Annotated in this window: 13 protein-coding genes; 12 read left to right on the plus strand and 1 reads right to left on the minus strand. The window is 34.8% G+C overall.

Features of this window, described 5'->3' with window-relative positions:
- Positions 1-72 precede the first annotated feature (72 nt).
- The 12 genes from E1171_RS14915 to E1171_RS14965 all read left to right on the plus strand — a co-directional run bounded on the left by E1171_RS14915 (position 73) and on the right by E1171_RS14965 (position 8,532).
- Positions 73-423: a tRNA-binding protein gene (locus E1171_RS14915; RefSeq protein ID WP_155206843.1), complete on the plus strand. Its 351-nt coding sequence runs from the start codon at positions 73-75 to the stop codon at positions 421-423.
- Positions 424-574: 151 nt separating this feature from the next.
- Entirely contained in the window at positions 575-1,294 is a 720-nt protein-coding gene (locus E1171_RS14920) for a helix-turn-helix domain-containing protein (RefSeq protein ID WP_155206844.1), read from the plus strand.
- A 68-nt stretch (positions 1,295-1,362) separates the two neighbouring features.
- Complete coding sequence (locus E1171_RS24760) at positions 1,363-1,614, plus strand: VOC family protein (protein ID WP_343031403.1); 252 nt, start codon at positions 1,363-1,365, stop codon at positions 1,612-1,614.
- Entirely contained in the window at positions 1,592-1,753 is a 162-nt protein-coding gene (locus E1171_RS24765; RefSeq protein ID WP_343031404.1) for a VOC family protein, read from the plus strand. The genes E1171_RS24760 and E1171_RS24765 overlap by 23 nt, the downstream gene beginning before the upstream one ends.
- Positions 1,754-1,766: 13 nt before the next feature.
- On the plus strand, positions 1,767-2,369 hold the full coding sequence (locus tag E1171_RS14930) for an HAD family hydrolase (RefSeq protein WP_155206845.1): 603 nt from the start codon (positions 1,767-1,769) through the stop codon (positions 2,367-2,369).
- A gap of 570 nt (positions 2,370-2,939) precedes the next feature.
- Positions 2,940-3,794: a bifunctional helix-turn-helix domain-containing protein/methylated-DNA--[protein]-cysteine S-methyltransferase gene (locus E1171_RS14935; RefSeq protein ID WP_155206846.1), complete on the plus strand. Its 855-nt coding sequence runs from the start codon at positions 2,940-2,942 to the stop codon at positions 3,792-3,794.
- A gap of 64 nt (positions 3,795-3,858) precedes the next feature.
- Positions 3,859-4,581, plus strand: coding sequence for an alpha/beta fold hydrolase (locus tag E1171_RS14940; protein WP_155206847.1), 723 nt, complete (start codon positions 3,859-3,861; stop codon positions 4,579-4,581).
- Positions 4,582-4,599: 18 nt separating this feature from the next.
- On the plus strand, positions 4,600-5,313 hold the full coding sequence (locus tag E1171_RS14945) for a 2OG-Fe(II) oxygenase (protein ID WP_155206848.1): 714 nt from the start codon (positions 4,600-4,602) through the stop codon (positions 5,311-5,313).
- Positions 5,314-5,317: 4 nt separating this feature from the next.
- Entirely contained in the window at positions 5,318-5,563 is a 246-nt protein-coding gene (locus E1171_RS14950; protein ID WP_155206849.1) for an Ada metal-binding domain-containing protein, read from the plus strand.
- Positions 5,550-6,152, plus strand: a complete 603-nt coding sequence (locus tag E1171_RS14955) for an alpha-ketoglutarate-dependent dioxygenase AlkB family protein (protein ID WP_155206850.1) — start codon at positions 5,550-5,552, stop codon at positions 6,150-6,152. The genes E1171_RS14950 and E1171_RS14955 overlap by 14 nt, the downstream gene beginning before the upstream one ends.
- Positions 6,153-7,267: 1,115 nt before the next feature.
- Positions 7,268-7,870 (plus strand): short chain dehydrogenase, encoded by a 603-nt coding sequence (locus E1171_RS14960; RefSeq protein WP_155206851.1) that lies wholly within the window; start codon positions 7,268-7,270, stop codon positions 7,868-7,870.
- 266 nt (positions 7,871-8,136) lie between these two features.
- On the plus strand, positions 8,137-8,532 hold the full coding sequence (locus E1171_RS14965; RefSeq protein ID WP_246164365.1) for a cupin domain-containing protein: 396 nt from the start codon (positions 8,137-8,139) through the stop codon (positions 8,530-8,532).
- A 234-nt stretch (positions 8,533-8,766) separates the two neighbouring features.
- Here the strand turns inward: E1171_RS14965 and E1171_RS14970 are convergent.
- Positions 8,767-9,951 (minus strand): FAD-dependent monooxygenase (locus E1171_RS14970; protein ID WP_222931512.1); only part of this gene is annotated, 1,185 nt, incomplete at its 5' end.

Here is a 9,951-nt window from a genome sequence, read left to right on the forward strand (position 1 = left end):
AAAAGCTATTTCCTTATAATTTGGGGATTAATTAAAATTAAAGATTTAACATTAGTCATTAATTCGAGAAAGATGGATGAAAAAATTGAAAGAAATTTAGATTGGAACGATTTTATGAAAGTGGAAATGAGAGTAGGTACGATCATTGAAGCTGAATTATTTAAGGAGGCAAAAAAGCCTGCCTTTAAGGTTAAAGTGGATTTCGGTGAATTTGGTATAAGAAAGACTTCTGCACAAATCACAAAATTGTATAACCCCGATTCCCTTGTTGGAAAGCAAGTAATTGGTGTGGTAAATTTTCCACCGAAACAAATTGCAAATTTTATGAGTGAGTGTTTAATCCTGGGTGGAATTGGCGATGATAATGAGGTGACTTTAATAGAACCTGAAAGAAAGGTGAAAAACGGGATTAGAATAGGATAAAAAGGAATTTTCCAGTCAGATGGAAATAGGGTGGGATTTTTGTAGATAAAGTAAGGATTTGCTAAACATAAAAACATAAAAGCCGCAACTGTTTGAAGACTTTGTAGAAAGAATCTGGATTTTAGAAAATACTTGAACATCTATAAAAGTAATGAGTCCACCGAGCCCTTACTTTAACCTGGTTTTTCCAGTGGGACAATCATCGTACTACTTTAATAATTGTTGGATTCAAAGCCCGCAAATAGAGGGTGTAACCTTAAAGCCTTCTTGCTCAACCTATCTTAAAGGCACAAAAATGGTTGGTGTTCGATTTTACCCATATGGATTAGCCTCCTTTTTGGATATTTCACCTAAGGAAATACTTAATAAGACAGCCAAATTATCCTTCCTTTTATCAGAATCGGAATATGGATTCTTGAATAGGATTGCTAAGGCAAAAAATGATAAAGAAATACTGTCTAGTATTAACAATTTATTGTCTAAGCGCTTCAAGAAAAATTACCAAAAAAATAAGTTGGTAATAGATTGTTACCATTATTTTAAACAGGCCGAGCAATTTACCACTATTGAATCATTTATTCGTCAGTACGGGACAAATTACAGGACGTTGAATAGGTATTTTAGTACTGTTGTAGGAATTAGTACCAAGAAATTTGAACGTCTTATAAAATTTAGAAAATCTTTATGCAGTTTAACTACCAATAGTGAGCGTTTAACCACTATTGGAGTTGATGCCGGTTATTTTGACCAATCACATTTTGTACGAGAGTTTAAGCTTTTTATGAATTATAAACCTTCGGCCTTTTATTCCTTGATAAATACTGCTACAGAGAAAAATAATCAATTCAATTATAATTTCACCTTGTATTAAATTGGCTAAAATATACAATTGGATGATTAGTAGAGTCCGTAATTTTGCCGAATACAAATACAAACATCATGAAATTTGAACACTTAGCACTTTGGGTAAAAGATTTGGAAGCGGCAAAACATTTTTATGTTAAATATTTTAATATGAAGTGTGGGGAAAAATATATTAATCCAGTCAAAAAGTTTTCTTCCTATTTTCTTTCATTTGAAAGCTCCGAAACAAGGCTTGAAATTATGCACAAACCTGATATTTTGGAAAACCAAGGTGATAAAGGAATGTCAACCGGCTTAACGCACTTTGGCTATTTCTGTAGGAAGTAAGCAAAAGGTAGACGAGCTGACAGAGGTTTTACGAAAAGATGGCTATCTCGTTAAAGGGAAGCCAAGGATTACCGGTGATGGATATTATGAGAGTGTAGTTTTGGATATGGAAGGGAATAATGTGGAAATAACAATTTAAAATTAATTGAGTGATGAGCATTAAAAATATTATTTTCGATTTTGGAGGAGTCTTAATTGATTGGAATCCAAGGTATTTGTATGAAAAGGTTTTTCAGGAAAAGGCAGAAATGGATTTTTTCTTGAAAAACATTTGCAATCAAGAATGGAATGTCAAACAGGATGCAGGCCGCTTATTATCCGAGGCAACAGTAGAACTTCAGAAACAGTACCCCAAATACAAGACAGAAATTCAAAGATATTATGATGACTGGCTTTTAATGCTGGGGGGAGAAATTTCTGAAAATGTTAAACTGATAAAGCCTTTAAAGTTAAAATATAAACTTTTTGGATTAACGAATTGGTCAGCGGAAACTTTTCCTATTGCATTGAATAGGTATTCCTTTTTTAGGGACTTGGATGGTATGGTGGTTTCCGGAAATGAAAAAATGATAAAGCCAGACAAAAGTATATATGAATTACTTTTGAAAAGGTATCACCTCCAAGCAAATGAATCCTTATTTATTGATGATAATTTCGAAAATATTGTTGCAGCCAGGGAGCTCGGCTTTCAAACCATTCATTTTAGGGAGGGTAGTGTATTAGAGGAACAGTTTCGCCTTATGAATTTATTGTAAACTCCACTTTTTGGGGAAGGAAAGTAGTTGAGTATGACTTTACTTTGGAAGTACATAAAAACTTTTTTCTACGGGAGTACAATTTATCCCTCAAAAATTAAAGCTCAAGGAAAAGTTAGAGATGGTCATAAGTGACCAAACTATTTTTGCCTCAAATTCTTAACTAACGGATGATGAAATTTAGTGGGCTTTTAGCATTCTTGTTTTGTTTTTTCTCCCTAAAAGCAAATTCACAAGGTTTTACCCAAAGTATAAGGGGGAAATTTACAGATAAGTAAACAGGGAAGGGCCCTGCAGGTGCCATTATTAAAATAGGTTGGATACTGAGTTGTTGGCTTATGTGATTAAACCCCTTTTGGGTTCCAAGGAGTTTTTATCTATAAGGCCATTGGATGGATATTACGTCAATATATTTGATCAAATCCTAATTGGGTAATTACCATTTCCGATAAAACTCTATTTTTAAGGTAATCGGAGAAGTCACCAGTTTTTTTAAAACTTAGCAAGTTTCGGATAGTCCATCACGTTTTTCATTTCTATTTTTACGTTTACAAATTAAAGCATAAAGAAATGAAAGAGCAGGATAAAATCAACTTCAATCGGATTGCGGTTGCCATTGATTACATTCAAAATAATTTCCAATCTCAACCTAGCCTTGAGGAGGTTGCAAAGAAAGTTCATTTAAGTCCATTTCATTTCCAACGCCTTTTTACCGAATGGGCAGGAACTAGTCCCAAAAAGTTTTTACAATTCATCAGTGTTGAATACGCCAAAAAATTATTGAAAGAAAACCAAACTTCTTTGTTTGAAACTGCCCATGAAACAGGACTTTCTGGTACAAGCCGATTGCACGATTTATTTGTAAATATAGAAGGAATGACTCCGGCCGAATTTAAAAAAGGGGGGCAAAATCTTGTGATCAATTACAGTTTTTCTCAGAGTCCGTTTGGTGATATTTTAATTGCTTCTACATCAAAGGGAATTTGTCATATTGCTTTTGTTGATGATGAAAAAGAGGCTTTGGTAAAATTACATCACCACTTCCCAAAGGCAATCTACAACCAATATCAAGACTCTTTTCAACAAGATGCTTTGTCTATCTTCAGTCATGATTGGAAAAAATTGCCTCAAATAAAATTACACCTCAAGGGTACTGATTTTCAATTGAAGGTTTGGGAAGCCTTGCTGAAAATTCCAATGGGCCAGCTTTCCACTTATGGTGATGTTGCCAAGCATATTGACAATCCCAAAGCCTCCAGAGCAGTAGGCACCGCCATAGGTAGTAATCCCGTTGCTTTTCTTATTCCTTGTCACAGGGTTATTCAATCAACAGGAATGTTTGGAGGCTATATGTGGGGGAGAAATCGTAAAAAAGCTATGTTGGGATGGGAAATCTCTCAGACACAAACTCAAGAGATTTTTTAGCAAGATTCGGGTGGTATAGAAACACCATTGTTTCCAATTTTACTTCTATTAAATACAAATGACAATGAAGACATTTATTTTAATTCACGGTTCGTGGCACAGTTCATGGAACTGGCATAAAGTAACCCCAATATTGGAAAATAAAGGACATCAGGTAATTGCAATTGATTTACCGGGAATGGGAAGGGATAAAACCCCCATTAAGGAAGTGAGGATGAAAACTACCGTTGAAAAAATCTGTGATTTAATTGATGGAATTGAAGGGAAAGTAATTTTGGTTGGTCATAGCAAAAATGGAATTATGATATCCCAAGCAGCAGAATATAGGCCAGATAAAATTGAAAAGTTGGTCTATTTAGCAGCTTATCTGATACCCAATGGTAAAACCCAAAGTGAATATTCCAAGCAGGATATAGAAGGGGTATTAAAACCTTATGTGACACAACATGCACATTTGAATGCACATACTTTGCAAGAGGAAATTTACAAAGAAGGCCTTTATGCAGACTGTGATGATGATATTACCGAGCTAGCAAAAGTTTTATTAAGTCATGAGCCTGTAGAGTCGGGAATTACTCCACTGCAATTGACGGAAGAAAATTATGGAAGGGTTCCTAGGTATTATATTGAATGTACGAAAGACAAAGCCGTAACACCTTTTATACAAAGGAAGATGTATACAGAAACACCCTGCGAAAATATATATAGTATGTCCACAAGCCATTCTCCTTTTTTTAGCAAACCAGTCGAATTGGTTGATATTTTGTGTGAAATCGCGTCAACTTAATACATTAGAATTTTGAAAATGCTAGACATAAAGCAAAAAATAGCGCAAATTAATTGGCAACAGGTAAGGGAGGATATGAATGACAAAGGCTTTACATGGATTTCAGAATTTTTAACCCATGAAAGTTGTGAAGAATTGGTGCACCATTACAATTACCCTTTAGCATATAGGAAAACCGTTATAATGGAACGCCACCGATTTGGGTTGGGAGAGTATAAATATTTTAATTATCCCTTACCCAATTTTATTCAGACGATAAGAGAAGAAGTATATCCTAGAATTGCTCCCATTGCCAATAGCTGGATGAAAGTCCTAAATATAAACAAGCAATTTTCTACTTCATTTGAGGAACTTCAATCGCTTTGTCATAACCATAATCAAACAAAGCCTGCCGTCCTGATTTTAAAGTACGGTAAAGGTGGGTATAATACATTGCACCAGGATCTTTATGGTGAAATTTATTTTCCCATGCAATTGGTTTTGTTTCTTAATGAACCCGAAAAAGAATATACGGGTGGAGAATTCGTAATGACGGAACAGAAACCAAGGAGTCAACCAAAAGCCGTGGTCCTGAAACCTAAGAAAGGTGATATGTTTTTATTTACCACAAATTTTCGACCGGTAAAAGGGGAGAAAGGGTATTATCGGGTAATGATGAAACATGGGGTTAGCCAAGTACACCAAGGGGTACGACACACTTTGGGAGTTATTTTTCATGACGCTATAAGCTAACTTGATGATTAGACACCAAGAAATAGATCAACCAAAGTTGAAACATTTGATTAAATCAAAATTGATACAATGGGGAGGTAATTCGAAACTTAAAATTTACGGTACTCTCTACTGTAAATCAGGGAAAAGAATGAAAGAAGAACACCGTGTGTTTTTCTTTACCGCCCAGGAGGCGATAAATAATGGTTATAGACCTTGTGGGAATTGTTTGAAAATGGAGTATAAGAAGTGGAAGAATGGACTTATTTAATAGTGAACCTGTTATCAGTATTTTGCCCTTTGATGGTGAAACTCTTTATTTTGGAAAAATAATGCCAACTCAAGAAGCATTATTTTATTTTGAGAATTTACGAAATAGCATTCTTTGGAAAAATGATGAGGCCATCATTTTTGGAAGACACATTATTACCAAACGGAAGGCGGCTTGGTATGGAGATACAAATTTTGACTATACTTATTCGAATACTACCAAAAGGGCATTAAGTTGGACAAAAGAATTGTTAGAATTAAAAACCATAGTGGAAAAAATTACCCAAACGAAATTTAACTCCTGTCTTATGAATTTATACCACAATGGAAACGAAGGGATGGCCTGGCATAGTGATGATGAAAAAGCATTAGGGCAAAACACTAGTATAGCTTCACTGAGCTTTGGAGCTGAAAGGAAATTTTCTTTTAAACATAAAAGAACCAAGCAAAAGGTCTCTCTCATATTAGAACATGGGAGCCTATTGCTAATGAAAGGAACTACCCAAACCCATTGGCTTCATACCCTGCCAAAAACAAAAAGAAAATTGAAGCCCCGAATAAATTTGACTTTTAGGACTATTGTTAAGTAAGTGCCCTAAACAACAATGATTTAATATTTTTCATAAATCATTTTTGTATTTCGGAAAATGTCGATATGTTTGTATCATAGATGAAGAACCAATCATTGAGGTTTGAAAAGTTATTGGGCCCCGTACAAGATTTAGAATTTTGGAGTGGTTAAAAGACCCGGATTATAATTTTCCTCCTTATGAAGATTTAGGGCATTTTAACGATGGAGTGCGTGCTTCTTAAATTAAAGATAAAGCAGGTTTGTCACAATCTACAATTTCTTTCCTCTTACCTAAGATGGCAAAAGCCATTCTTATTGTTTTAACCAGGTATGGGAAATGGTCCTATTTTAAAAGGAATAAAATAGTTATTAAGGAATATTTAAAAACGATTGAATCGAAATATTAAAAAATTTAATTCATTATATCTATAAAACTAAATATGTCATTTTATTAAATCAATTATAACTAGGGCTTTTGATAGGCATTCAGGGAAATACTGAAAATTCATTGAGAAGACTCTAACATTCAAGGAGGTTCTGCACAAACATTAATTCCCTTTGCAAAGGGGATAAATTATTAAAAAATTCCTTTGACCAAATCAGTCTGGAAATCATTGAATGAGGAACCTTCAAAATCGAGTAAACTATCAAAATGGCAAAAATACAATAGAATAGAAGAGGTCCCTAGCAATGGAGAATCATGCTAGCACGTACACTGATTTGGGAGAGTTCATATTTTTTAATTAAAATATGATTAGTTGTTTTTTCTCCTGGAAAAGTGACTGGTATTAGGGTAATGACTGAGGTTTATTTCTATTCCCTATGGCCTTTGATATTTTTGGCCTTCCCCGTTTTTGCAGGTCTATTGGTACCTTCCTTTTCGTTTGCTACTGCATAAACAAAAATGGAAACGGTATCTCTGGTGTATTAAGGGCCCATAGTAGCCGTAATGTGGGGTATATTAGATGAGAAAGTGTTCGGCCTTAGTCATTATTTGGGTGTTGGTTTTATAATAATTGGAGTCCATTTTTCCATTATGACAAATGGAGAAAAAGAAAGGCAAAACTGCTTTAAGAAAATTCTTAAACAAGCTCTTACATAAAAAGGAATTGATAAATAATAATTACAAAGGATATGAAAATTTTAATTATTGGAGGAATGGGTACTATTGGAAGTAAGGTTTCTTCCCATCTTTCAAACAAGCATGAAGTAATCATAGGAGGTAGGACTAGGGGAGATGTTATAATTGATATTTCAAACAGCGACTCCATTAAAAACATGTTTGAAACCATTGGTTCGGTAGATGCAATTATTTGCATTGCTGGAGAAGCCAAATGGGCCGATTTTGATAAATTGGGGGAAGAAGACTTCTATATTGGTATAAGAAATAAGTTGATGGGGCAAGTTAATCTTGCCCACATAGGAAAAGATTATCTGAATCCCAAGGGTTCCATTACCTTAACTTCTGGAATTTTGGCGGACGATCCAGTTATTAGAACAGCAAGTGCTGCTATGGTCAATGGAGGGATACATAGTTTCGTTCAAGCAGTAGCCCTGGAATTGGAAAATGAAATTAGGATAAATGTGGTGTCATCTGGAATGGTAGAAGACGATTATGAAAAATTAAAGGACGTTTTCCCAGGGCATAATCCAATACCTATGCATAAAGTAATAAATGGTTATGTGAGAAGTGTGGAAGGGAATGGGAATGGTGAAATAATTCGAATATATGATTAACACGATAGGAGGAAAAAATGAAGGAATTAAGTTGGGCGTAGTCTTGTTTTGGATAGCCTAATTTTTCAAGAATAACTCCCATGAAGCTCCACTTCACTAACAAAGCTGAAAAATTGCATGGGAGTCCTGACGGCCATCTGAATCAGTTCTTTTTGGTAGAAATTAATTATCGTGGATTAAAATAGACTTTCTAACAAGGCGAAGAATGTTAGTTCTCTTAAAAAAAGAGGGGACACTGGTACCCTTTTTATTCAACTCCACCAAAGTTGGAAATAAGCTTAAAAAATGTAAGATTCATGGAAATAAGAAAGGTAAACATAAAAAGTATATTTGACTCATTTTCCGAATATTGGAATCCAAAAATTGTCGGAGAATTAAATGGTCAATTGATTAAAGTAGCGAAATTCAAGGATGAATTTGTAATGCACCAGCATGACAATGAAGACGAAATGTTCCTAGTTATTGAAGGTACGCTCAAAATGGAATTAGATAACCAAACCTTAGAAATTAATGCTGGGGAATTTGTAATTATACCCAAGGGAACAAATCATAAACCAGTGGCAATTGGAGAGGTAAAAGTATTACTTTTTGAACCAAAATCTACATTAAATACAGGAAATACAGTAAACGAATTTACGGTTAAAAATCTTGACAAAATTTAGTAGCCTATTGCTAATTAAGCACAGCCGCTAAGAAGGAGGTTCATTTGAATACAATTGAAGCTATAGTAGTATTTCTATTAGGGTGATTGATTTTAGGAAAACGAATGATTTAGTAACAATTAGAAGAAAACTTCTTTGTCAACATTCGAACGATGTCATTGCAAAAACTACATCCTATAGAATTTCTTATTCTGCTCAAGAAGATACCTTTTTATATCCGTTTATTTTCTTTTTTTAATAATTCAATCTAAACAGCTGTTCACTTTGTTTTTGCGTAATAAATTCAGGTGTGCTTTTTAGAATAAAGTTTCTTAGGCCTTGGCCTATCGCATTATTAAGATGAGCCGCCTTACCAAGCTTCCAGCTGGTATTTACTACTTTTGTGGCATTCTTTTTTCGTTTCGATTCAAATATTCTGAAGGCCTTCTCAACGTCTTCCTCCTGTGATAAACACTTGCTAATTACATATGCACTTTCAATAGCTTGACAAGCACCTTGGCCCATATTTGGAGTGGTGGCGTGAGCGGCATCTCCAAGGAGACAGGTGTTTTTATGATGCCATTTAGTTAAAGGCTTCAGATCAGTGATTTCGTTGGTTAAAATGTTATGCTGCGGTGTAGATTTTATGAGCATTCCTACTAATGGGTGGAAATCAGAAAAAAACTCGTTCAGTTGAACATCTTTAAACTCTTCCTTGTAATTTGTTTTGTAATTTGCCAAAGCATACCAATAAATTTCATCATCATTTAAGTGAACAAATCCAAAGCGTTTTCCCTTTCCCCATAATTCGTTCAGTTCGCTATGGTACCTTTTGGGGATATCGGTATTTGCTATTCCTCTCCAACAGATTTGTTTGGCTATTCGGGTATGTGTGTTTCTAAAAATTGACTTTCGGACCGCCGAATGAATTCCATCGGCTCCTATTAAGGTCCAGGTAGAGTGGGAGGAGCCGTCTTCAAATAGCATATTGATGCCACTCTCAGATTGATCTATGGATTTTACCTTTTTGTTGAGATGAATTTGGGTGCCTTTTAATTGATTTAAAAGAATTTCATGCAAGGTGGCTCGGTGGATAGCTACCGATCTAACATGGAATTTTCTTTCAAAATTTTTCATTTGGACAGTAGATAGAGGCTGTAAATTTCGGTCCGTTATTTTCATCGAACCAGTATAACTGCCAGCCTTTATTATTTCTTGGTAAACTCCTAATCGTTTAAATATTTGCATGGCATTAAGGGCCAGATTTATTCCTGAACCTGCTCTTTTGAATTTTGGGGTAGCTTCAAAAATCTCAACTTCAATCCCTCTTTGTTTTAAAGCAATTGCCGTAGTTAAACCTCCTATTCCTGCCCCTATGATCGTCGCCTTCATGGTAAAATGTTTTTGGTTATTGAGTAGACTTAGAATAATACAAACCTT

The sequence above is a fragment of the Xanthovirga aplysinae genome, from assembly GCF_009711365.1.
GTDB classification, from domain to species: Bacteria; Bacteroidota; Bacteroidia; order Cytophagales; family Cyclobacteriaceae; genus Xanthovirga; species Xanthovirga aplysinae.